Annotated in this window: 23 protein-coding genes; 18 read left to right on the forward strand and 5 right to left on the reverse strand. The window is 44.2% G+C overall.

From position 1 onward, the window contains the following. Positions 1-277 precede the first annotated feature (277 nt). Positions 278-1,720: a DUF2867 domain-containing protein gene (locus K5620_RS07420; RefSeq protein ID WP_016401256.1), complete on the forward strand. Its 1,443-nt coding sequence runs from the start codon at positions 278-280 to the stop codon at positions 1,718-1,720. 36 nt (positions 1,721-1,756) lie between these two features. On the opposite strand, the gene K5620_RS07425 is transcribed toward K5620_RS07420, so the two are convergent. Then, complete coding sequence (locus K5620_RS07425; protein ID WP_040307039.1) at positions 1,757-2,809, reverse strand: aldo/keto reductase; 1,053 nt, start codon at positions 2,807-2,809, stop codon at positions 1,757-1,759. 130 nt (positions 2,810-2,939) lie between these two features. Next, on the reverse strand, positions 2,940-4,286 hold the full coding sequence (locus K5620_RS07430) for a hypothetical protein (protein WP_016401254.1): 1,347 nt from the start codon (positions 4,284-4,286) through the stop codon (positions 2,940-2,942). A 212-nt stretch (positions 4,287-4,498) separates the two neighbouring features. On the opposite strand from K5620_RS07430, the gene K5620_RS07435 reads away from it, so the two are divergent. After that, positions 4,499-6,859 carry a helicase-related protein gene (locus K5620_RS07435; protein ID WP_221077464.1) on the forward strand — a complete coding sequence of 787 codons (2,361 nt, stop codon included), beginning with the start codon at positions 4,499-4,501 and terminating at the stop codon, positions 6,857-6,859. A 71-nt stretch (positions 6,860-6,930) separates the two neighbouring features. Here the strand turns inward: K5620_RS07435 and K5620_RS07440 are convergent, their stop codons facing one another. Next, complete coding sequence (locus K5620_RS07440; protein WP_016401251.1) at positions 6,931-7,467, reverse strand: cytochrome b; 537 nt, start codon at positions 7,465-7,467, stop codon at positions 6,931-6,933. Between the two features lie 210 nt (positions 7,468-7,677). Between K5620_RS07440 and K5620_RS07445 the strand changes: the two genes are divergently transcribed. The 9 genes from K5620_RS07445 to K5620_RS07485 all read left to right on the forward strand — a co-directional run bounded on the left by K5620_RS07445 (position 7,678) and on the right by K5620_RS07485 (position 15,605). Further along, the gene (locus K5620_RS07445) at positions 7,678-8,331 is read left to right on the forward strand and encodes a SanA/YdcF family protein (RefSeq protein ID WP_215426372.1); all 654 of its coding nucleotides are present in this window, start codon (positions 7,678-7,680) and stop codon (positions 8,329-8,331) included. Between the two features lie 4 nt (positions 8,332-8,335). Beyond that, complete coding sequence (locus tag K5620_RS07450) at positions 8,336-9,286, forward strand: S1 family peptidase (RefSeq protein ID WP_040307025.1); 951 nt, start codon at positions 8,336-8,338, stop codon at positions 9,284-9,286. Positions 9,287-9,363: 77 nt separating this feature from the next. Further along, complete coding sequence (queA, locus tag K5620_RS07455; protein ID WP_016401248.1) at positions 9,364-10,410, forward strand: tRNA preQ1(34) S-adenosylmethionine ribosyltransferase-isomerase QueA; 1,047 nt, start codon at positions 9,364-9,366, stop codon at positions 10,408-10,410. 87 nt (positions 10,411-10,497) lie between these two features. Beyond that, positions 10,498-11,622 carry a tRNA guanosine(34) transglycosylase Tgt gene (gene tgt / locus K5620_RS07460; RefSeq protein ID WP_016401247.1) on the forward strand — a complete coding sequence of 375 codons (1,125 nt, stop codon included), beginning with the start codon at positions 10,498-10,500 and terminating at the stop codon, positions 11,620-11,622. Between the two features lie 106 nt (positions 11,623-11,728). Further along, positions 11,729-12,067, forward strand: a complete 339-nt coding sequence (gene yajC / locus K5620_RS07465; protein WP_016401246.1) for a preprotein translocase subunit YajC — start codon at positions 11,729-11,731, stop codon at positions 12,065-12,067. A 28-nt stretch (positions 12,068-12,095) separates the two neighbouring features. Beyond that, the gene (gene secD, locus K5620_RS07470) at positions 12,096-13,949 is read left to right on the forward strand and encodes a protein translocase subunit SecD (protein ID WP_084681770.1); all 1,854 of its coding nucleotides are present in this window, start codon (positions 12,096-12,098) and stop codon (positions 13,947-13,949) included. A 10-nt stretch (positions 13,950-13,959) separates the two neighbouring features. Beyond that, the gene (gene secF, locus K5620_RS07475; RefSeq protein ID WP_016401244.1) at positions 13,960-14,910 is read left to right on the forward strand and encodes a protein translocase subunit SecF; all 951 of its coding nucleotides are present in this window, start codon (positions 13,960-13,962) and stop codon (positions 14,908-14,910) included. Between the two features lie 49 nt (positions 14,911-14,959). Then, positions 14,960-15,331, forward strand: coding sequence for a rhodanese-like domain-containing protein (locus tag K5620_RS07480; protein WP_016401243.1), 372 nt, complete (start codon positions 14,960-14,962; stop codon positions 15,329-15,331). A gap of 4 nt (positions 15,332-15,335) precedes the next feature. After that, positions 15,336-15,605 (forward strand): hypothetical protein, encoded by a 270-nt coding sequence (locus K5620_RS07485; RefSeq protein ID WP_016401242.1) that lies wholly within the window; start codon positions 15,336-15,338, stop codon positions 15,603-15,605. On the opposite strand, the gene K5620_RS07490 is transcribed toward K5620_RS07485, so the two are convergent. After that, positions 15,598-16,134 (reverse strand): hypothetical protein, encoded by a 537-nt coding sequence (locus tag K5620_RS07490; protein ID WP_016401241.1) that lies wholly within the window; start codon positions 16,132-16,134, stop codon positions 15,598-15,600. The two genes, K5620_RS07485 and K5620_RS07490, sit on opposite strands and share 8 nt — an antisense overlap. Before the next feature lie 99 nt (positions 16,135-16,233). Beyond that, positions 16,234-17,037 carry an inositol-1-monophosphatase gene (suhB, locus tag K5620_RS07495; RefSeq protein ID WP_016401240.1) on the reverse strand — a complete coding sequence of 268 codons (804 nt, stop codon included), beginning with the start codon at positions 17,035-17,037 and terminating at the stop codon, positions 16,234-16,236. A gap of 171 nt (positions 17,038-17,208) precedes the next feature. Here suhB and trmJ point away from each other — a divergent pair, with 171 nt between their 5' ends. From trmJ to hscA, 7 genes are all read left to right on the forward strand, one after another. Then, complete coding sequence (gene trmJ, locus K5620_RS07500; protein ID WP_016401239.1) at positions 17,209-17,940, forward strand: tRNA (cytosine(32)/uridine(32)-2'-O)-methyltransferase TrmJ; 732 nt, start codon at positions 17,209-17,211, stop codon at positions 17,938-17,940. A 90-nt stretch (positions 17,941-18,030) separates the two neighbouring features. After that, positions 18,031-18,504: a Fe-S cluster assembly transcriptional regulator IscR gene (gene iscR, locus K5620_RS07505; RefSeq protein WP_016401238.1), complete on the forward strand. Its 474-nt coding sequence runs from the start codon at positions 18,031-18,033 to the stop codon at positions 18,502-18,504. Positions 18,505-18,539: 35 nt separating this feature from the next. Next, entirely contained in the window at positions 18,540-19,754 is a 1,215-nt protein-coding gene (locus tag K5620_RS07510) for an IscS subfamily cysteine desulfurase (RefSeq protein WP_016401237.1), read from the forward strand. A 31-nt stretch (positions 19,755-19,785) separates the two neighbouring features. Further along, entirely contained in the window at positions 19,786-20,169 is a 384-nt protein-coding gene (gene iscU / locus K5620_RS07515) for a Fe-S cluster assembly scaffold IscU (RefSeq protein ID WP_016401236.1), read from the forward strand. 18 nt (positions 20,170-20,187) lie between these two features. Continuing rightward, the gene (iscA, locus tag K5620_RS07520; protein ID WP_016401235.1) at positions 20,188-20,511 is read left to right on the forward strand and encodes an iron-sulfur cluster assembly protein IscA; all 324 of its coding nucleotides are present in this window, start codon (positions 20,188-20,190) and stop codon (positions 20,509-20,511) included. A 12-nt stretch (positions 20,512-20,523) separates the two neighbouring features. Next, positions 20,524-21,042, forward strand: a complete 519-nt coding sequence (hscB, locus tag K5620_RS07525; RefSeq protein WP_016401234.1) for a co-chaperone HscB — start codon at positions 20,524-20,526, stop codon at positions 21,040-21,042. A gap of 5 nt (positions 21,043-21,047) precedes the next feature. Continuing rightward, entirely contained in the window at positions 21,048-22,901 is a 1,854-nt protein-coding gene (hscA, locus tag K5620_RS07530; RefSeq protein ID WP_016401233.1) for a Fe-S protein assembly chaperone HscA, read from the forward strand. Position 22,902: the final 1 nt, after the last annotated feature.

Below are 22,902 nucleotides of genomic sequence, written 5' to 3' on the forward strand. Positions count from 1 at the left end.
TAATCCAGCTAGAAAATACTGTTATTTTAGCTGCTTAGAAAAACTTCTCTTAAATTGTGAGAAAATTCAGCTAGGCTGTAGTTAACAAATTTATACCAATCACACTAAGTAAGGGATCAGAAATATCGCAGGAAAAATGCTCGAGAACAAGGCAGAATTTTTCGATAAGTAGTTATTCTACAATCAAAAATTCTAACGCAGTTATCGAGTATTTTAACCAGATAGAATGAACAGTTACTTAGTACGATTGGTATTAACAGTAGATTAGGGGTGTTTAATGCGAATACTGGTTATTGGAGCATTGGGTACTATTGGCCGAAAGCTGGTGCCGGCTTTGGTTGGTGCTGGTCATCATGTGAGTGTTAGTTCGCGCGATCCTAATAAACCAGCGCCTTGGCCAGAGTTAAGTTGTCCGCGCTTTACCTTAGATTTGCTGGAGCCTAGTAGCCTGCCAGATGCACTGGAAGACGTTGATCTTGTGTATTACCTAATGCATGGCATGAGCGATGGTCAGGCTCATAGTGAGCTAGAGGCGATTGCCGCCAAAAACCTTGCAGATGCAGCAGCTGCGGCCGAGGTCCAGCGTATTATTTACATGGGCAGCTTAGTGTCGGTTAAACCCAAGTCTGAGCACATGCTTGCACGTATAGCGACTGGTGAAGCTTTGGCATCAAGCGGCGTTGCAGTTACCGAGCTGCGCGCTGGCATTATTATTACACCGGGTTCAGCAGCTTTTGAGGTGATGCGCGACTTGGTGGGACACATGCCTTTGGCCTTTGTACCCAAAGCCATTGAAACGAAAGCCCCACCAATAGCCTTAGAAAACGTGCTCCATTACTTGGTTAAACTCGCCAATATGCCAGAAACGGCCGGGATGGTATTAGATGCTGCAGGCCCAGAATGGTTAAGCTATCGACAGCTTATGTTACGTATTGCTAAGCATTTAAATAAGTCGATAAAAATTATGGTGCTACCAGGTCTTCCAATTAAGCTTGCTTGCACCGTTTTAGGTTTAATAACCTCTGTGCCACAAAGTTTGGCTAAGGCTTTAATTGCTGGATTAGCTGAGCAGTTGGAGGCCAAGCCCGAAGTATTACGTGGCTTAATTCCCCAAAAATTAATGCCAATTGATGATGCCATTGCGCAGGTATTTGAAGAGGAGCAAGTACATACTTACCCTAAGCGCTGGCAAGATGGCGTGCCCACCTTCAGAAACTTTTCCTCATTGCATGGCTTTTATGCCAAAGCGGCAAAAAAAACCGTCACGGTGAATGCCTCTGCAGCAAATATCTGGCGAGTAATAAATCTACTAGGGGGGAAGCATCGTTACTTTTATCTCGATGTGCTGTGGGCTATGCGCGAATGGATGGATTTTGCTGTTGGAGGAAAAGGCAGAGAACACGGGCGCAGTGATTATCGAACGCTACGGGTAGGAGAGCGAGTCGATTCTTGGACCATCTTGAGTGTTGAAGAAGATGAATGTTTAGTGATGCGCTTTGGTATGAAAGCGCCCGGGGGCGGAGGTATGCAAATTAGTATCGAGCCTTTGAGTGAAAATAAACACCAACTGGAAGTGGCTTTGTATTGGCATCCGGCCGGTTTTTGGGGCCTTGTATATTGGTACTTTTTTGCGCCTTGGCATGGCTGGTTACTCTGGGGGATGACTAAAAACATGGCCAAGTTGGCAGAGCAAAATCAGCAAGCTGAAGAACAAAAGTAGTCCACCATTAATCACGACAAATGGTGGACTTAAACCCTAGTAAGGTGCTGGGTAGCGTTTAAATACTTCACCAATGTCGGCCATTGCCTTCTCACTTAAAGGCATAGCAAATGCGGCAATGTCTTCTTCTAGCTGCTGCATGCTGGTGGCACCAATAATGGTAGAGCTCACTCCGTCTACTTGGTCACACCAAGCTAAGGCCAATTGCGCAGGCGTATAGCCATAATGGGCTGCTAAGTCGGCATAGGCTGCAACCGCTTGGTGAGCAAGTTCAGTATCGCGGAAAATTCCGTTGCGTTGCATAAAGGTCCAGCGGCTGCCTTCTGGGCGAGCGCCGTTGGCATATTTACCACTAAGCATCCCCCCTGCTAGCGGAGACCAAGGCAAATAGGCAATATCCTCTTGCACACAATTCTCAATTAAATAAGGCCAATCTTTAGCGTGCAACAAGCTAAACTCGTTTTGAATTGACACCATACGCGGCAAGTTATGTTGTTCACTCAGCTTTAGGTAGGTATTAATACCCCAAGGGGTATCATCAGATAAACCGCAGTGACGAATTTTTCCGGCTTCTACACAGCGCTGCAAACCTTGCAGGATATCTAGCATCTGCGCTTGATGGTCGGCTGCATCTATTGCGGTTGGTTGAATATGGTTCGGCCAGTGTTTACCAAAGTGTGGAGTGGAGCGATTAGGCCAGTGCAGTTGGTACAAATCAATATAGTCGGTTTGTAAACGCTTTAATGAGGCATCTACTGCAGCTACCACTTCTTCACCATTGATAGGGCCGCCATTACGCACCCAAGGCAAGCCTGCACCGGCAATTTTAGTCGCAATAATTACATCGTTACGTTTCTGCTTGTTGGCCGCAAGCCAATTGCCAATAATGGCTTCGGTTTTGCCGTAGGTATCTGGGGAAGGTGGAACGGCATACATTTCCGCTGTATCGATAAAATTAACCCCTTGGCTTAGGGCGTAATCAATCTGTTGATTAGCGTCTTGCTGATTATTTTGTAGGCCCCAGGTCATACTGCCTAAGCACACTCGCGAAACTGATAAGTTACTGCTGCCAAGTTTAGAAAAATTCATGTTAGGTCCGTTAATCAACGTGAGCAAATAAGGCATTAGCTTATGCTAATGCCTATTTAATTTGCAAACCTAAGCAGTAGGTATTTTGCTTAAAAGGTCATTTGGTTTAGTAAAGATATGCTTCTAATTCTCAGAACATAAAATATTCTGCAGCAATCGGGTAAGAAGCGCATATCTCATGACCAAAAACATCGTTGATAGTGGCGTAGTAAGTTTGGTCACTAAGCGCGCCTTCTTGAAACTCCACATTTAGCCAAATATCGGCTAGGCTAACGCTGTAAAGGCTAGGATTAACTATAGAACCGTCTGAACCTACAATTTCAAGGTTTAGTTGTTGGGGGCTAACAGGAATAGGCATAATAGCTATTCTAGCCGTTTTTTGGGGGGCGTTAATTAGTATTTGTGTCGAGAGACTTTGCATACAAAAAGCAGCTTCAAGCCCAACGGGAGTCTCGTAATAGTTATAATCATGATGCTGCTTATTTAATCGGTGATTTCGAGCCGTAAAGCTTAACCTATGTTCTCTATTTATCGGAAACACATAATTAGCTCGTGAAAAATCATGAGTATATGCACCATAGTTTTCGACTTCGGCGCTTATTATATAATTGGCTTCGTAGTCTTCAATCGCGTATTCAGTGGTTTCTTCCAACTTTATATTAAGTACAGAGTTTAAGTTGTCGATAAACTCTATTTCGCCTGCCGTTACTCTATTACGTACCGTCGTAATAGGTGTAATAGTGCTAATAGACGCTTGATTTATGCTGTTGTAGCCGCCTGATTTTAGAAGCCCATCATAGCTGATGGCATGCTGACCAAGTCGATAGTCGAGTTGTCGTATTATAGTTAATTCTTCAAATGTAATTGTTGTGGATAAAATGTCATAGAGTTTAGCATCTAGAATAAGCGGGGTAGTAAAGATGACTTCAGTCGAAGAGTTATAGTTATCGTTGCTGTATTGCCTTAATTCAACGCTATAGTTTGTCAAACTTTTAGCTATTTCCGAATCACGGCGACTGTATGCTAAATCTTTTAGATCTAATTGACCCGAAAAATCTAATATGAAACCATTTAAACTAACGTTGTCTAGTTTTAGGTCAATATCGCCCGTGATTCGATAAAACGAATCTAAACCTTCATATAAGGTGCACTGCTGAAAACTGGCGCTAAACTTATCACCTACTAGTGAAAGCTCAATTCTAGGGCTGTCTACAGTTGTGTGCTGAGAGGAAAGGCACTCGATATGAGTGAGGCTTGGGTCTTCTATTTTTTTGTGTAGTGCCGCTATAACTGTATCAATTAGGTAAAACTGAGAGTTAGCCTCGTTAAGAGCTCTTCCAGTATGTATATAACTGTCGTGTACATTGGTGCTAACTCGTTCCTTGGATAGTTTTTCAGTTGAGCTATTACAAGCACTTAGGCCTAAGGTGGCTATAATCAGTAAACTACTGATTACGACTTTATGATGAGATGACATAACTTTCCTTGTTAGATTTTAATCATTTTTTTCAATGACTTAATTGTTTCTTGTATCTTATAAAGTTATTTGTCACTTGTCACTTGTCACTTGTCACTTGTCTATGAAGGCCTTTGTCATACTATCTTATTGTGTGAAATGAATAGAATTTAGCTTTGCTGAACAACAATAAAAAACTATGATCGCAGCAACTTTCCTCACTAATAGTCAATATGTCCCTCGTAGCTGAACTGCCGATTGATTCAATTAAATCCACATTTGTTCACCAGTTAGCAAGGTCACACATGGTGGTTGAAGCCGCCACCGGCTCAGGCAAGTCCACCCGTTTGCCGCTGTGGGCGGCTAACTTAGGTAAAGTGTTGGTGGTGCAACCACGGCGGATAGCTTGTGAGGCTTTATCCACTTATGTCGCTGAGCAGTTGAGTTTAAGCGGCTCGCCACATAAGGTGGGTTATTCAATTCGCTTCCACTCAAGCGTTAATGAAAATACTGATATTGCTTTTGTCACTCCCGGGATCGCCCTGCGTTGGTTAGCTGAAAATAAACTTGCTGATTATGCGGTGCTGATTATTGATGAATTTCATGAGCGCCGTTGGGATTCTGATTTGTTGTTAGCTTTAGCCAAGTCTTTACCGCTTAAAGTGGTGGTAACTTCTGCTACCTTGCAAGGCAATAAGTTGAGTGAATATTTGGCTGCGAAGGTGCTCAAAACTACCGGGCGAGAGTTCCCAGTTAGTGTGAGTTATGAAGCGCGAGAGTCTCATCATCTACCAGATAGCCGACGAGTTACCGAATCAGTTAAGCAGGCAGTTGAGAAGGCTTTGCTAAAGGATGAGGGCGATATATTGGTGTTCTTGCCGGGCAGAGCTGAGATTCAAGCCTGCCAAGCTAGTTTGAGTGGGCTTGAAGCAGAGGTATTGCCACTGCACGCAAGTATTAGCGCGCAAGAACGTAAAACCATACTAGACAACAGCAGCGAACAGCGGATAAGGCGAATTATTCTTGCAACAAACGTTGCCGAAACCAGTTTAACCATTCCAAGAATTACCAGTGTGATTGATTCTGGCCTAGAGCGGCGCACTAAGCAACGCGCGGGCAGAACGGTATTGAGTTTAGAGCGGGTGTCGCGCGCCAGTGCCGAGCAGCGACGTGGCCGAGCAGGGCGAGTATGTGCTGGCCATTGTTACCGTTTATGGGGGGAGTTTGCGCCGCTAGAAAGTGTAACGCCGCCACAATTGCAGCGTGAAGAGTTGTTAGAGCCGATGCTATTTGCGGCAAGCTGTCATCACGCTTTAGCAAAGCTTCAATTTCTTGAAGCGTTGCCTGAAAAGTCATTAAGCATTGCTAGTGAACGGCTCAATCGAATGCAGGCTTTGCGCACCGAAAACTGTTTAAGTGAGCATGGCCAACGCCTATTAAACTTACCGATTGACAGTTATTTTTCGCACTTGGTTAACCTTGTCCCCAAGGGGCCGGAGCGTGAGGCTATGCTCGACTTGGCAGCGGCCTTAAGTATTAATCGTAGCCTTTATCAAAAGCCAAAATCGGAACATGCTTTAAAAGTGTTGAGCCAGTGGCAACCTTTGCATTGTGATATGAGCATTACACTAGATCTGCTACGCGGAAAAACTTGGCCAGATGAACTAACAGTAAACCAAGACGCTTTAAGTCAAGCGCATGAGTTAGCAGAGCAATTGCGTTCAGTAATGGCTCTAGATGATCTTGCTTATGCAAAAAACTATAGCCGCGAAAAACTGCTAGAAGCCTTGATAGTCGGGGCTAAAGAACTGGTATATGTGAGGCGAGAAAAGCGCACTAATGCGATGGGAAATGGAGTTGCAGAGTTGCAAGTTGGCAGAGAAAGCTTATTTGATGATGCTCAATTGGCTGCAGTGGTGTTTGACCTCTACAGTTTACCCGGGCGAGGAGTAAAGCAGTTAAATAACATTGGTTTGTGCTTAGCACCGGTGAGTATAGAGCTGTTAGCAAAACACCGCGTTGGCGAGCTACAAAGCAAAACCAGTGTTGCTGCTGATGGCTCTCAGCTCATGCAACGAGTGTATGCCGGCAGGGTGATAGGCAGTGAGAAAGTGGCCTTGAGCGCTGAAGTCTATCGCCAAGCGCTGGCTAAGCGGATACTCGCCAATCAACAGCCTGGTTTTAGCCAACTAGATTGTATTCAAGATATTGCGGCTTGGAACTTATGGGTAAGCCTTGGTGAGAAACACGGTGGTGGAGCAGGTGACAAAGTAGATTCTCTAGAGTGGTTGAGTTCTCAATTGGCTTTATTAGGCGTAGAAAATGCCGAAGACTTTAGTTTAATCGAAGCTAGCGATTTTGTATTTGAAGGGATCCCCCAATGGCAACGCGAAGACTTTGAGCAACGCTACCCAAGACAGTTAGTATTGGCAGACTTAAAACTGGATGTTGAGTATAAAGCAGGCTCAAAACAAGTGATTGTTCATTATGCTTCTGGCGGTCGTAAGGCGGGGCCTAAACGTTGGGAGCTGCCTACATGGGCGGGCTGGCGAGTGTTTTATGTTAAAGCGAGCAAGCGAGTGGCACTTACTTAGTGTGATTGGTATTAGTTGACGCTCGCAGCAAGTTGTTTAGCTTAACTGCGAGTCGCTAATAAAGGTGTTTTCTATTTAGAGGTCATTCGTTTTAGCGTGTCGTCTTTTAGAATGAAGTGGTGATATAAAGCTGCGAGTACATGCACTGCAAGCACCACATAGAGAAGCTGGCCGCCGTAGTGGTGAATAGCTGAACCAATCTCGTTAAGCGATTCATTTTTTTCTGCAAAACCCGCTATCGTAAACAAGCCAAAAAACTTCACATCATGGCCGCCAGACAACGACATAATCAAGCCAGAAATAGGCATTGCTAACATCAGCAAATATAAAGCGATGTGGCCTAGGTGGGCCATCTTAAGCTTGATTCCTTCACCGATAGGAGCGGGTACTTTGCTTACGCGATGCCAAACAATTCGTAGTGCTATGGCTGCTATGGCAATTAAGCCTAAACCTTTATGAAGGTCATATAGTTCAAACTTCTCTGGCCCTCTAGGCAAGGTATCCATATACAGTGCAATGGCAATTAAGCTTAAAATAAGTAGTGCCATTAACCAGTGAATGAGTTTACTGAGAAGTCCAAAGCGCTGCGGGCTATTTGTTAAATTCATATGTTAAATACCATTACTTTAATTGTGGCTTAAGTTAGCAAATTATCTGTTTATGTAAACTATTTTTACGCTTCTTTACGAAGCCTTTGAAACTTGCCAAGGTATTGTTGATAAAACTTTTTTCTAACAAAAACCTTCCTAGTCACTGGGTTGCCAAGTTTGGCTATGCTAGCATGGCTTTAATTGTAGATTATGGTCGGAGTACATGCAGTGAAACGATTCCTTGGCGTGGTGTTGCTGATGGTTATCGTGGTGCTGGCTTGCCTAGTGGCTGTAGACCGATACATTTCTCGCCAAGTTTCCGGGCAGTGGTTTCGCGATATGCAACAACTGCCGCCTCAGCCTGTTGCTTTAGTATTGGGCACAAGTAAGTATGTAGGTAAGCGACTAAATACTTATTATACCTTTCGAGTTGAAGCTGCAGCTAAGCTATACCACACCAATAAGGTTCAAGCGCTAATCTTAAGTGGCGACAATGCTACCCGCTATTATAATGAACCTATAACCATGTTAAACGACGTACTACGTTTGAACGTGCCACGTGAGCATATTGCTTTGGATTATGCAGGGTTTCGTACTTTCGATTCTATTGTGAGAGCTAAAGAAGTGTTTGGCCAACAGGCTATAATTATTGTGTCGCAGCAATTTCATGTGGAACGGGCTTTATACATCGCTAATCAATATGGCATTGAAGCTTATGGTTATGTGGTAGACGATGCACCGCAAGCTTTTCACTGGCGGGTTAGATTACGAGAGGTATTAGCGAGGACTAAGGCCTTGATTGATTTACATGTATTGCAAGCTGAACCGCATTTTTTGGGTGATCCTGAACACGTCACAATTCGTGAAAACAACGAAGAATAAGCAAATGAAGATTACAAAAGTGTGGCTAGTGGTTTTGTCCTTTTTGTTGGGTGTAAGTACTTCGCTTAAAGCTGAATCCGATATTGTCCCATTTATTGTTGGTGGTAATGATGCGCCAGCTAATTATCCGTGGATGGCTCAAGTGTTTCTTGGCTCATCACGCTGTGGTGGAGTGTTAATTGGCGAACGCTGGGTGTTAACAGCCGCTCATTGTACTTATGACTCCAGCCGGCTAAATCGAACGATTGCAGCTTCAGAGGTCAAAGTGTTGTTGGGCAATTATCAGTTTGCCAATAGTGCTCATCCCGATGCCTTGCAAGTAAGCGAGGTTTATCAGCACCCAAGCTATGTTAATCCTTCCGATTCTGGTCCTGCTTTTGATTATGATGTTAGCCTATTACGATTAACAGAAGCGCAAAGCGTAACGCCGGTGATTCTTAATGCCAATAAGGTGACCGATGCGCTCAATATTGGTGGCTTTATGCAGGTGATTGGCTTTGGGCGAACCAATACTGACCCTTTGAATCCAATTTATCCAGACGTGTTACAGCAAGGTAACCTGAGTTTGATAAGCGAGAGCCGTTGCGAAGATGAGTGGTCGGCTTCTTCAATTACCGATCAAATGTTTTGCGCCTATGGTACTAACCAAGACGCCTGTTCTGGTGATAGCGGTGGTCCGGTTTTTATTGAAGAGCAAGAGCAACATCGTTTATTAGGTTTGGTGAGTTGGGGGAATCTATCTTGCCAAGGCAGTGCAGGCGTGTATGCCGATATAGGCACAGTTTGTACTTGGATCACCGATACAGCCAGTATTGCTGGCAATAGCAGCTTAAATTGCAGTATTGCGGATACTCCCTCGTCAAGCGGTGGTGGCGCCAGTTGGTGGCTATTGATTTTGGGCTTACCGTTGTGGCTATTGCGGCGGCCTAGCAAAGCACAGCATTTCAAGCGCTAATCCTTGCTATTACAGGCCGCAATCACTAAAATTGCGGCCTTGTTTATTATTGAATAGCCCACAGAGTTTTTAGCCTAATGCGTGTTGCCGATTTTTCTTTTGAACTCCCCGATGAGTTAATCGCTCGTTATCCAAAACAGCAACGTCGTGATAGTCGTTTATTGTGTCTTAATGGCAATACTGGTGAGCTACAACATCAGCAGTTTCCAGAGCTACTAAACCATATCCAAGCTAACGATTTATTGGTTTTTAATAATACACGGGTTATTCCTGCGCGTTTGTTCGGTCAAAAAGCCAGCGGCGGAAAACTTGAAGTGCTGATTGAGCGTGTTTTAGATGAACATCGAGTGCTTGCGCATGTTCGTTGCTCCAAATCGCCTAAACCCGGTTCGGCCCTGCGCTTGGCCGACGCGTTTGATGCTACCATGCTAGCTCGGCATGATTCATTGTTCGAATTACGTTTTGATGACCAGCGAACAGTGCTAGAACTGCTTGAAGCCTACGGCCACATGCCATTGCCTCCTTATATCGACAGACCCGATGAAGATGCCGATAAGGAACGTTACCAAACGGTTTACAATGAAAAGCCCGGTGCTGTTGCAGCGCCAACGGCGGGCTTGCACTTTGATGACGCCTTGATGCAACAGATCCAAGACAAGGGGGCGGATATTGCCTTTGTTACCTTGCATGTTGGTGCTGGTACTTTTCAGCCGGTGAAAGTTGAGTCGGTAGATGAGCATGTGATGCATTCTGAATACGCTGAAGTTGGCGATGATGTTGTGGCTAAAATCGCTAAAGCTAAAGCCGCTGGTGGTAGAGTGATTGCAGTGGGTACAACTTCAGTTCGTTCATTAGAAAGCGCGGCTAAAGATGCCAAAGCCAAGGGGCAAGCTTTACAAGCCTACGCGGCAGAAACCGATATTTTTATTTATCCTGGTTATCAATTTGAGTTGGTTGATGCGATGGTCACCAACTTCCACCTGCCTGAGTCTACATTGATCATGCTGATTTCGGCGTTTGCCGGTAAAGATAATGTGACTAAGGCTTATCAAGCCGCTATAGAGCAGCGTTACCGGTTTTTTAGTTATGGCGATGCGATGTTTATTGAGCGTAAAGACGCTTAGTTAATCCTATTTTGGCGATTAGACAATTATCTAAGCGCTTATTTGAAGCAATCTGAATCGGACTGTTTTTCCGATCTGAGGTAAGTTATGAAATATGAATTATTGGCGCAAGACGGTAAAGCCCGTCGTGGCCGTTTAGTGTTTGAACGTGGCTCAGTAGAAACTCCTGCATTTATGCCTGTGGGTACTTACGGCACCGTAAAAGGCATGACGCCAGAAGAAGTAAGTGCAACGGGTGCAGAGATATTACTGGGTAATACCTTCCACCTGTGGCTTCGCCCTGGCCAAGAAGTGATGAAAGCCCACGGCGACTTGCATGATTTTATGAATTGGCAAGGTCCTATTCTTACTGATTCAGGTGGTTTCCAAGTATTTAGCTTGGGTGATATTCGCAACATTACTGAGGAAGGCGTACATTTTCGCAACCCAGTAAACGGCGATAAAATCTTCTTAACACCAGAAAAATCTATGGAGATCCAAAATGATTTGGGCTCCGACGTGGTGATGATTTTTGATGAGTGTACGCCTTACCCAGCGACTGAAGAAGAAGCGGATAAGTCGATGCAAATGTCCTTGCGTTGGGCAGCGCGCTCACGTCAGCGTCACGATGAGTTGGAAAACAAAAATGCCTTGTTTGGTATTATCCAAGGCGGTGTTTACGAGCACTTGCGTGATGTTTCGTTGGAAGGGCTAACCAATATTGGTTTTGATGGTTATGCGATTGGCGGCTTAGCAGTTGGCGAACCTAAAGAAGATATGCACCGCATACTTGATTATGTGGCGCATAAAGTACCTGAAGATAAACCAAGGTACTTAATGGGTGTTGGTAAACCTGAAGATCTGGTTGAAGGTGTGCGTCGAGGCGTGGATATGTTCGATTGTGTAATGCCAACTCGAAATGCGCGAAATGGTCACCTATTTACTAGTGAAGGGGTGATTAAAATTCGCAATGCGCGCCACCGAGAAGATACAAATACACTGGATAAAGAGTGTGATTGTTATACCTGTCAAAATTATTCTCGTTCCTACTTGCATCATTTAGACAAGTGTAATGAAATCCTTGGCGCTCGTTTGAATACCATTCATAACCTGCGTCACTATCAGCGCTTGATGGAAGGGTTACGTGGTGCAATTGCAGCCGGTAAGTTAGACGATTTTGTAGCAGAGTTTTACGCAAAGTTGGGGCGTGAAGTCCCACCTTTGGCGGAATAATGCCCGATTGAGCAAGCAAAGCCTTGTTTTTGCTTGCTCTGTCTCCATTTAATAAGGTAGTTGTATAGATTATCTTAAGTTTTTAATTTTTTTAATGAGGGTAACAATGAGCTTATTTATTTCTCCAGCATACGCAGAAGGCGGTGCAGCGGCACCTGCAGGTGGCGGCATGGAATTAATTTTCATGATGGTGATTTTCGCGGTAATTTTCTACTTCATGATTTACCGCCCACAATCTAAGCGTGTTAAAGAGCATAAGAATTTGATGTCTTCATTGTCTAAGGGTGATGAAGTACTCACCACTGGTGGCTTGGTAGGTAAAATCATCAAGATTTCTGATGAAAATGACTACTTCCAATTAAGCCTAAGCGATGACACCACTGTTACGCTTAAAAAGGACTTTGTATCAGCGGTATTGCCAAAGGGCACGCTGAAGTCGCTATAGTAGCTATTCGGTCACTAGGGATAAGATTTTGTTAAATAGATACCCTTGGTGGAAGAACGTGATGGTAATCGCTGTGATTGCCATCGGCTTTCTTTACGCCACGCCAAACTTGTACGGTGAGGATCCTGCAGTACAAGTGTCTGGCACTCGGGGCGCTCAAGTAGAGCTGGCCCAACTAGACGAGATTCGCAACTTCCTCACAGAGCAGTCTATCGACTTTCGCTCTGTTGCCTTTGAAGATGGTTTAGCCTTAGTACGTTTACGTAACGATGCTGACCAACTTAAAGTAAAAAGCCTCTTACACGATTTATTGGGCGACGATTACATCGTTGCATTAAACCTTGCTCCAGCAACGCCTGGTTGGTTAGACGCCATCGGTGCGGGCCCGCTTAAACTTGGTTTGGACTTACGTGGTGGTGTGCACTTCTTAATGGAAGTGGATATGGATGCCGCAATCAGTAAAGCCCAAGAAGGTATGATTCAAGATTTTCGAAGCGATTTACGTGAAGAAAAACTGCGTTATGCTGGGGTAAGAGCGCAAGGCGATTCTGTGGTAGTTCGTTTTCGTGACGAAGCCACTCTAGATAAAGCTATTAGCTTTTTAGACCGCAAATACAATGAATACCAATTCAGTGATGCTAGCCAAGGCGACCAATTCCGTCTTAGCGCTAAAATGACTGATGAGAAGCTAAAAGAAACTCGCGAGTATGCGCTGCAGCAAAACATTACCATTATCCGTAACCGGGTAAATGAACTAGGTGTTGCTGAGCCACAGGTACAGCGACAAGGTTCTGAGCGTATTGTGGTGCAATTACCTGGTGTTCAAGACACTGCACGTGCCAAAGAAATTTTAGGTGCAACCGCTACTCTTGAATTTAGAATGGTAAATACCGACGCTGATGTGCGCGATGCAGCCGCAGGCCGAGTACCTCCAGGTTCTCAACTCGCAAAACGTGTTGATGGCTCGCCGGTAGTATTGCGTAACCAAGTTATCTTAACCGGTGACCACATCGTTGGTGCACAGTCGGGTTTTGATGAGTACAGCCGTCCGCAGGTTAACATTAGCCTTGATAGTCAAGGTGGTAGCAAAATGGCTGCCTTCACTAAAGATAATGTTGGCCAATCAATGGCGACTTTATTCATTGAGTACAAACCTACTGGCAATAAAGACAGTGAAGGTAAAACTATTCTAGAGCGTCAAGAGGAAGTGATTAACGTTGCTACCATTCAATCGCGCCTTGGTCGTAGTTTCCGAATTACTGGTATTGACTCTCCTGCAGAAGCACAAAACCTAGCGCTACTTTTACGTGCTGGTGCGTTGATTGCGCCTATTCAAATTGTTGAAGAACGTACTGTTGGCCCAAGCCTCGGTCAAGACAACATTGATAAAGGCTTCATGGCGATTGTGGTTGGCTTACTAGCTTTATTAGTATTTATGCCTATTTACTACCGTAAGTTTGGCTTGGTGGCTAACTTTGCTTTGATTGCAAACGTAGGGGTAATTATTGGTGTAATGTCGATGATTCCTGGTGCTACCTTAACCTTACCGGGTATGGCGGGTATTGTACTAACCGTTGGTATGGCGGTTGATGCTAACGTGCTTATCTTTGAGCGTATTCGTGAAGAGCTAAACGATGGCCGCAGCCCTCAACAAGCAATTCACTACGGTTATAGCAACGCACTTTCAACGATTTCTGATGCTAACATCACTACCTTTATCACTGCGTTGATTCTTTTCGCGATTGGTACTGGCGCTGTAAAAGGCTTTGCTGTGACGCTAGCGATTGGTATTGCAACATCTATGTTCACTGCCATTGTAGGTACCCGTGTAATTGTTAACTGGGTATGGGGCGGAAAGAAAATAGACAAGTTGTCTATCTAGGAGCTACGACGTGTTTTATTTATTTAGACCAAAAGGCACCGTGCGCTTCATGTCGCACCGCAAACCATTTATTTGGTTTACTGTCTTGCTGATGGTGGCTTCGGTAGCTAGCTTAGCGATTAACAAAATCAATTGGGGTCTCGACTTTACTGGCGGTACCTTGATTGAAGTTGAGTTTTCTCAAGCCGCAGACTTGACTGAAGTTCGCGAAGTGATGGGCAACAATGGTTACCCTGATATCGTTGCACAATACTTTGGTTCTCAAACCCAAGTATTGTTGCGCATGATGCCGCGTGAAGGAATTGATAGCCAACATTTAGGTGACAGCATCATGGGTTTGCTTCGTAGTGAAGTAGATTCTGATGTAGAAATGCGCCGTATTGAGTACGTAGGCCCAACGGTAGGTAAAGAGTTAGCAGAGCAGGGTGGCTTAGCTATTATCGCCGCTCTTGGCTGTATCTTGCTGTATGTGGCAATGCGCTTTGAATGGCGAATGGCTTTAGGTGCGGTGTTAGCTTTGGCTCACGACGTAGTAGCAACCTTAGGTTTGTTCTCACTATTACAGTTAGAGTTTGATCTTACCGTTATTGCCGCGCTGTTAACCGTAGTAGGTTACTCCTTGAACGATACCATTGTTGTATCTGATAGGATCAGGGAAAACTTCCGTAAGTTACGCAAAGGCGACCCTGAAGAAATTATCGATGTTTCTTTAACTCAAACCTTTAACCGTACAATTGTGACCTCGTTAACCACCATCATGGTACTTGTATCATTGTTCATGTTGGGTGGTGAGTTGATTCACAACTTTGCTACGGCTTTATTGTTTGGTGTATTCATTGGTACTCACTCTTCTATTTACGTTGCTAGTACGCTGGCATTGTACTTAGGCATTAAGAAAGAAGACTTTATGCCCAAAGAAATCGAAGAGAAAGAAGGTGCCGACCAGGACCCTATCGCATAATTATCTAAACCCGCTTCGGCGGGTTTTTTGTTGTTAAGGAGAAAACACAATGGCCCATAACCCTCGATTCTTAGCGTTGGTTGACGATTGTCGCAGCCGTATTAAAGAGTGCGATGTGCACCAAGTTAAACAATGGCTAGAACAAGGTTTAGCATTCACCTTGATTGACAACCGGGAACAAGATGAATGGCAAAAAAGCCGTATTCCAAATGCCAAGTATATGGGGCGAGGGGTAATGGAGCGTGATGTAGAAACGCTGCTCCCAGATTTAGACACTATGATTGTGATCTACTGTGGTGGTGGTTTTCGCTCTGCATTAAGCGCCGATAATTTGGTGAAGATGGGTTATACCAATGTGATATCTATGGATGGTGGGATCCGTGGCTGGAATGAAGCGGGCTACCCCTTAGAAGGCGCATAAAAAGATGACTGACCAAGTTAACCCAACTATTTACGCTTTTGATATTGCCGAAAATACCTATTACTTTTTTGACCAGCTTGAGGCCGAGCAGGCTTTTCAGCAAGCCGAAGCTAAAGGCGACTATCCAGAGTGGCGAGAGCCCACGCCAATGCTTGAGTTACTAAAAATAAAGGATGCGCTGTTAGGCGAGTTTGCCAAGCGCATCGCGTTTTTAGAGCTACAACTAGAGCGAGCTGAATTAGGTTCTGATAGCTTCGATTTAGGTGCTAATTAGTATCAAATTCCCAGCCTAGTTCTTGGCTAATTTTTGATACTTGAGGCGCTATAAGATCTATGTCACTTTGTGGCACAGATTGCAGTTGGGTAAACCATTGGTCACCGATTTCGAATGATTCCAACAGTTGTTGTTTCTGTTCAGCCGATAGCTCGGGGTTATCTAACAACTGTTGTTTCATGTTCTCGTAGACTTCAAGCTGTGGTTTATATTCTTCTAAATTAACGGCCAAGATAGCAAATATTACTTGCTCGGTAGTTGCTGCCCAGTGCTCTAAGTCTAAGTTGTATTTATCTAATACTTGTTTCACTTCGTTAGCATAAGCACTTTGATTGAGCTGAAGAACCATCTGTTCAGCTAACTCGCTAGGGTTTTCTACTTCTTCTAATGTGTTTTCTTCTTCGATTTTTTCAACAATTGGTTTAAGCATTTTGCTCGCTTCAAACCAGTTGTCTATTGTCTGTTGGGTTAAGTTAGCGGCGTTTGCATAAGCGCCTATCAGCAGAAGCAGTAGAGGTAGCAATCTCATAAATACATCCTAAATATGGTGTCTATTTATAAAATAGTGGTCTTAAAGACAAAAATAAAGCGGGCAGTGCCCGCTTTAAGTTGTTTCTGCTTAATTTTATTAAGCTTTAATTGCATCCGTTAAATGCGGACGAATTGTAGATAACATATGTTTTAGTACTTTAGGGTTTGCACATACAACATTTCCACTTTGGTAGAAATCTGTGTTGCCGCTAAAGTCTGTAACAATGGCACCTGCTTCGCGAGCAATTAGTTCACCTGCTGCGATGTCCCAAGGCTTCAAGTTTAATTCAAAGAAACCGTCTAAACGACCAGCGGCTACATAGGCTAAATCTAAAGCGGCAGAACCAGCACGGCGCATGTCTCCACACTCAGCAAAGATTGCTCCGAACATGGCTAAATAGCTGTCCATGTAGTGTTTGCGTTTGAATGGGAAGCCGGTGCCAATTAGTGTGCCTTCTAAATCTTTAGCTTTAGTAACACGTAAACGGTAACCGTTTAATTGCGCGCCTTTGCCGCGTGAAGCAGCAAATAACTCATTGCGAAGAGGATCGTAAATCACACCATGCTCTGTTTTCCCTCGAACGCGCAATGCGATAGAGATAGAGAAGTGAGGAATACCTTTGATAAAATTGGTGGTTCCATCCAATGGGTCTATCACCCATTGATATTCATCATCCTTGCCAGCTGTTAAGCCACTTTCTTCACCAATAAAAGAGTGATCTGGGAAAGCGTTTTGAATGGTGTCGATAATGCTTTTCTCAGCGGCTTTATCAACATTAGTTACGTAGTCGTTAGCGCCTTTTGTTGTCGCTTCAACTTTATCTAACTGCTCGTAAGCTTGAGTTACGACCTTACCTGCGTTTCGCGCAGCGCGAATCGCAATGTTTAGCATAGCATGCATGAATTACCACCAATTTGTAGAAAGAACATAAAATAACCGCCGGATTATAGGGAAAACCAAAAACAAACACAATTGATTATAGGCACTCCATATAAACTTTTTCCAATCTAGCTGCTAAGGCTATGGCTATGTTACAATCCCGCGCATCAAATTTAGGGTGAAGTAAAAGTAATGTTGGAAAATGTTCGAGTGGTTTTAGTTGGCACTAGTCATAGTGGCAATATTGGCTCTGCAGCCAGGGCAATGAAAACCATGGGAATTAGCGATTTGTGCTTGGTAGCTCCAGAAGCTGAGATTGATGGTAAGTCAGTTGCGCTATCTGCTGGTGCATCGGATGTGCTTGGTGGGACAACGATTGTTTCAGAGTTATCAGAAGCAGTTGCAGACTGTCAGCTAGTTATTGGCGCCAGTGCCCGTTCTCGAACTTTAGATTGGCCGATGGTTGATGGGCGAGAAGCCGGCGTTAAACTCGCGGCAGAGGCCCAACAGGGTAAAGTAGCTATTGTGTTCGGCCGTGAGAGCAGTGGTTTAAACAACCCAGAGCTACAGCAATGCCATTATCACGTTTGTGTACCTGCTAACCCCGAATATAGTTCGCTAAACTTAGCAATGGCTGTTCAGCTGTTATGCTACGAAGTGCGTATGGCATTTTTAGACCAGCAAAACACACACCCAGAAGCTGCTCCCGAAGATTACCCTCATGCCGATGATTTAGAGCGTTTTTATCAGCATTTTGAACAGTCTATTGCTGACTCAGGTTTTATCATCAAGCCACATCCAGGCAAAGTAATGGAAAAAGTACGACGCATGTTTAATCGTATTCGCATGGAAAAACAAGAACTTAATGTAATGCGTGGCATTCTAACTTCTTTTGACAAGCATATTTCCAAACCAGAAAAATAATCCTGACTAATTTAGTAGGTTTTATACTTGACTAAATTACTAGGGTATGGAAAGATTGTGACCAAGTTCACGGGAAAATATAGGTTTGATATGCGCTTAACTTCTAAGGGACGCTACGCAGTTACAGCGATGTTAGATGTTGCTCTTCATATGGAAGAAGGGCCGGTCTCTTTAGCTGACATTTCTGAGCGACAAGGTATTTCTTTGTCTTATTTAGAGCAGCTGTTTTCAAAATTACGTAAACATGGCTTGGTAACCAGCGTGCGCGGCCCCGGTGGCGGATATCGCCTAGGTATGGACGCTGATGATATTGCAGTAGGCATGGTGATCCACGCTGTTGATGAGTCGATTGATGCAACACGTTGTCATGGTTCTGCAGATTGCCAAGGCGGCAAACCTTGTCTTACCCACTCATTGTGGAATGACTTAAGTGAAAGAATCGCCGACTTCTTAGATAACATAAGCTTGGGTGGCTTAATGCGTGAGCGACAAATTGTTAATGTAGCGCATAATCAAGACCAACTTCAGCACGTTGATAACAACACGATACAAATTAGTTTATGACGCTCGCTTTCGCCGAGTAGTAACGGAGAACTTTAATGAAATTACCAATTTATCTTGATTATTCAGCAACCACTCCTGTTGACCCTCGGGTTGCTGAAAAGATGATGCAATACCTTAGCGTAGATGGTATTTACGGTAACCCTGCTTCACGTTCACACCGTTTTGGCTGGCAAGCAGAAGAAGCTGTAGATATTGCCCGCAACCAAATTGCTGACCTAGTAAATGCTGACCCACGTGAAATCGTATTTACCTCGGGTGCTACAGAATCAAACAACCTTGCTATTAAGGGTGCTGCTCACTTTTACAATAAAAAAGGTAAGCACATCATCACGTGTAAAACTGAGCACAAAGCTGTGCTAGATACTTGTCGCCAATTAGAGCGAGAAGGTTACGAAGTGACTTATTTAGACCCAGAAAGCAACGGTGTTATAAGCCTTGAGACCTTAACCGAAGCATTACGTGAAGATACGGTTCTTGTGTCTATCATGCACGTGAACAACGAAATTGGCGTAATCCAAGACATTAAAGCGATTGGCGAGTTATGTCGCTCTCGTAAAATTTTGTTCCACGTTGATGCGGCACAAAGCGCAGGTAAAGTTGAGATCGATCTTCAAGAGCTTCCTGTAGATATGATGTCTTTCTCAGCACATAAGGTTTACGGGCCAAAAGGTATTGGTGCTCTGTACGTGCAACGTAAGCCACGTATTCGCCTAGAAGCGCAAGTACATGGCGGTGGACATGAGCGTGGAATGCGTTCTGGTACCTTACCTACTCACCAAATTGTTGGAATGGGTGAAGCCTTTGCTATTGCTAAACAAGATATGGCAAAAGATAACGAGCACATTCGCGCTTTACGTGACCGCTTTTGGGCAGGCATTAAAGATATTGAAGAAACCTATGTAAACGGTGACTTTGAGCAACGTGTAGTGGCTAACTTAAATGTGAGCTTTGCGTATGTTGAAGGTGAGTCATTGATAATGGCGCTTAAAGATTTAGCCGTTTCATCAGGTTCTGCGTGTACGTCTGCAAGCTTGGAGCCGTCGTATGTACTTCGCGCTCTAGGTTTAGATGACGAACTTGCACACAGTTCTATTCGTTTCTCTTTTGGCCGTTTCACTACTGAAGAAGAAATCGATTACGCAGTTAAAGTGATTAACGAAGGTATTGGCCGACTCCGCGAAATGTCTCCACTTTGGGACATGTTTAAAGACGGCGTAGACCTCAGCCAGGTTGAGTGGGCACACCACTAAGTATTAAAAATAACGGATTTGGAGAGATATCATGGCTTATAGTGAAAAAGTAATTGATCATTACGAAAACCCGCGTAACGTTGGCGCTTTCGAAGATAAAGATGATAGCCACATTGGCACCGGTATGGTGGGAGCACCAGCTTGTGGTGATGTGATGAAGTTACAACTTAAAGTAAGCGACGAAGGCGTGATTGAAGACGCTCGTTTCAAAACTTACGGTTGTGGTTCAGCAATTGCGTCCAGCTCACTGGTTACCGAGTGGGTTAAAGGTAAGAGTTTAGACGAAGCTCAAGCGCTTAAAAATACCGATATTGCTGAAGAATTAGCCTTGCCGCCAGTGAAGATTCACTGCTCAATTTTGGCAGAAGACGCCATTAAAGCCGCCATTGCTGATTACAAAAAGAAAAACGCGTAGTAGATTTAAGGAGCCATCATGGCTGTATCACTAACTGAAGCTGCAGCAACACATGTAAGTCAATTTTTGAACAACCGAGGCGCGGGCACTGGCGTGCGCCTAGGGGTAAAAACCTCTGGGTGTTCGGGCATGGCTTATATTTTGGAGTTTGTAGACCAATTAGCTGAAGACGACAAAGTATTTGAAAGCCACGGTGTAAATGTCATCGTTGATGAGAAAAGCTTACTTTACATCGATGGCACTGAATTAGACTTTGTTAAAGAAGGTTTGAACGAAGGCTTTGTATTTAACAACCCTAACGTAAATGGCGAATGTGGTTGTGGAGAGAGCTTTAGCGTTTAAATGGAACACGCTATGAATCATTTTGAGTTATTCTCTCTACTTCCGTCTTATCAGCTAGACCTAAATGGTTTAGCTGATAGCTACAGAGAGCTGCAACAACAATACCATCCCGATAATTTTGCTGCTGAGTCTAGTGAGCGCCAGGCTCAAGTGATGCAAAAAGCTGCGCAAATCAACGACGCTTATCAAACGCTGAAAGACCCTCTTAGCCGAGCGCAATACTTATTAAGTTTGCAAGGTTTAGAGCTTGGAGGCGAACAGCAAACTATCAACGACGTTGCCTTCTTGATGAGTCAAATGGAGTTAAGGGAGCAATTGGCTGAAATAGAGCATGCAGCCGATCCTGAAGACGCTATCGATAACTTCTCAAGGTTATTGAAGCGGCAACGAAGCGACTTGAGCTCAAGCTTTGAAAAAGCCTACAATGAACAAAATTTTGAGCAAGCAGCAGACGATGTTCGCAAACTCAAATTCTATGCACGCCTGCAACAGCAGCTGCTTCAACTTGAAGAGAAAATTTTAGATTACTAATCTATATGGCATTACTACAAATAGCAGAGCCTGGGCAATCGGCTGTTCCTCACCAACATAAACTGGCTGTAGGTATCGATTTAGGTACCACTAACTCTTTGGTTGCAACTGTACGTAGCGGCAAAGCCGTTACTTTGGCCGACCATAGTGGTGATACCTTGCTTCCTTCGGTGGTTCGCTATCACAAAGATGGCGTAGAAGTTGGCAAGTTAGCCAAAGCACAAGCGGTTACCGATCCTCATAACACCATTACTTCGGTTAAACGTTTATTAGGCAAAGATAGCGCAGATATAGACCGTGAACTGTTTCCCTATAACTTTAGTGATGCTAAAACCCCGCATATTCAAACAGTAGCAGGCGATGTTAATCCTATTCAAGTTTCTGCTGAAATTTTAAAAAGTTTAGCAGCGAGAGCTGAAGAGTCATTACAAGGTGAGCCCGATGGCGTGGTTATTACGGTGCCTGCATACTTTGATGACGCACAGCGCCAAGGTACCAAAGATGCTGCTCAGCTAGCCGGTTTACATGTGCTACGTTTACTTAATGAACCGACAGCCGCGGCTATTGCTTATGGATTAGATAGTGGTGACGAAGGCGTAATCGCGATTTATGATTTAGGTGGTGGTACCTTTGATATCTCCATCCTGCGTTTATCTAAAGGTGTATTTCAAGTACTAGCCACGGGTGGAGATTCTGCTCTAGGTGGTGATGACTTTGATGATGCTTTAGTTGAGTGGATAGCCGAACAAGCGCAAGTCAGTGGAGTGCGTTCTGCCCAGTTACAGCGCGAATTATCACGCATAGCCAATCAAGTTAAAGTAGCCTTGACTGATCAAGACAGTGCCAATATCAATTTGGATATTGACGGTATTAATTGGCAGGGCAGCATTAGCCGCGAGTTATTCGATAGCCTCATTGAAAGCTTGGTTAAGCGCACTATTCGCGCTTGTCGCCGCGCTTTACGTGACGCTGAAGTAGAGCTAGAAGATGTTAACAATGTAGTTATGGTTGGCGGTTCTACTAGAGTGCCAAAAGTGCGTAGCGACGTCGCGAACTTTTTTGACAAGCAGCCTTTAACTAACATTGATCCTGACCAAGTTGTTGCGATTGGTGCAGCCATTCAAGCTGACACTTTGGTGGGGAACAAAAAAGATGGCGAGCTGTTATTGCTTGATGTTACGCCTCTTTCTCTAGGTATTGAGACAATGGGAGGCTTGGTCGAAAAAGTTATTCCACGCAATACCACTATTCCGGTTGCTCGAGCCCAAGAATTTACGACGTTTAAAGACGGCCAAACAGCAATGGCGATTCATGCGGTACAAGGTGAACGCGAACTAGTAGATGATTGCCGCTCTTTGGCTAAATTTGCGCTAAAAGGTATTCCTCCTTTAGCAGCTGGTGCCGCTCATATTCGAGTTACCTTCCAAGTGGATGCCGATGGTTTGTTATCAGTTACAGCGATGGAAAAATCAACTGGGGTGCAATCGTCTGTTGAGGTCAAACCTTCTTATGGCTTAGCCGATGAAGAAGTGGCAAGAATGCTTAAAGACTCCATCACCAATGCTAAACATGATGTCACTATGCGCATGTTGCGTGAGCAACAAGTTGAAGCCGCTCGATTCATTGAAGATATGAGTGCTGCATTAGTCGAAAGTGGCGAACGTTTGCTGCAAGATGAAGAGCGTCTTGGCATTGAACAAGCCATGCAGCAATTACAAGCTATTGCCGAAGGTGACTCTGTTTCAGAGATAGAGCAAGCCATTAAATATTTAGACAGTATCAGTCAAGATTTTGCCGCAAGGCGAATGGATGATTCCATTAAACAAGCCCTAAGGGGCCAGCAAGTAGATAGGATTTAAG

The organism is Agarivorans albus (genome assembly GCF_019670105.1).
GTDB lineage: Bacteria > Pseudomonadota > Gammaproteobacteria > Enterobacterales > Celerinatantimonadaceae > Agarivorans > Agarivorans albus.